At 64.3% G+C, this 1,070-nt stretch carries 1 protein-coding gene and 1 pseudogene; both read left to right on the plus strand.

Features of this window, described 5'->3' with window-relative positions; genetic code table 11:
- Positions 1-62 precede the first annotated feature (62 nt).
- Complete coding sequence (locus C8029_RS04860) at positions 63-830, plus strand: type IV secretion system protein (RefSeq protein WP_152002387.1); 768 nt, start codon at positions 63-65, stop codon at positions 828-830.
- Positions 827-1,070: pseudogene (locus C8029_RS04865) on the plus strand (hypothetical protein); the annotation flags it as partial. The gene C8029_RS04860 and the pseudogene C8029_RS04865, both read left to right, overlap by 4 nt.

The raw sequence follows: 1,070 nt of genomic DNA on the forward strand, positions 1-1,070 counted from the left end.
GCGCAGCACCTCGTCGCCGACCGGCTGGCCGAGCGCGACTTCATGCAGATGGGAGTTCCCGAATGAGACATTTTCTCCTGACCGTGGCCGCAGTCACCACACTCGGGTTTGCCTCGCCCGCAGCGGCGCAGGGCGTGCCGACCTTTGATGGATCACAGCTTGGTCAGCTCGTGGCACAGCTCGAGCACATGGCCGAGGACCTGAACGTCCAGATGCAGCAGCTCGCCACCATGCGGCTGGAACTAGAAACCCAGTTGTCGCAACTGACGAACCTCGAGGCGCAATTGACTTCACTGATTGAGGGCAGCGGGCTCGGAGAACTCTTCGCCACTGTCGAAGAATTCCGCGCGCTGCGTGGCAAGCTGGTGGCCCCCCTCAATACCGCGCAGTCACTGGCCAGCGGCGATTTCCTGAGCGGATTCAATCCAGGCGCAGAACTCTCGGCTTCGGTCGAGCGTGTGCTGTCTGGCAGCGGCTTCACCTCGGAACGCCTGAGCACGCTTTCGGGCTCCGATCAGCCTGCCGACAACCGCATCGCCGCCTCGGCCGGGGCCAGCGCCATGCTCTCCGTCGCGGCGCAAGAAAGCCATGAAGAAGCGGGGCAAAGCCTCGAGCGGCTCGAGACCATGGTCGGGCTCATCGACGATCAGGACGGGCTGAAGGCCGCCGTCGATCTCAACACCCGCGTTACTGCCGAGCTCGGCATCATCCTAACCCAGATCTGGCGCCTGGAAGCGGCCCAAGGCGTCAGTGCCGGCCAACTTGGCGTCGTCGATGCCGCCACCCTCGCGGACGAGCGCAAATTCCGCTCAATGGCGGTGGATCCATGAGGACCTCCAAGCTTACCCCGAGCCGCTTCACCCTGAAGGAAGCCGGACTTCTGAGCCTTTCGCTTGCCCTGCCGCTCGGCCTCCTTGTCTTGCCTGACGCGGCATCAGGTCAGGATCGGCCCTTCACCTCGATGGAGATCGCACGGGATGAAGAGGATGCGTGCCGCGTCCCCAAACCCCCGGTGGATCTCGCCGAGACCGCTTACCTGCGGAACGGCTACCGCGCGATCCTGCGCATCC

This window comes from Roseobacter sp. TSBP12, assembly GCF_009129705.1.
Taxonomy (GTDB): domain Bacteria; phylum Pseudomonadota; class Alphaproteobacteria; order Rhodobacterales; family Rhodobacteraceae; genus Celeribacter; species Celeribacter baekdonensis_A.

What these genes read in the sequence shown, in the direction of transcription:
- C8029_RS04860 (WP_152002387.1), top strand. Translation starts at nt 63, where the DNA reads ATGAGACATTTTCTCCTGACCGTGGCCGCAGTCACCACACTCGGGTTT.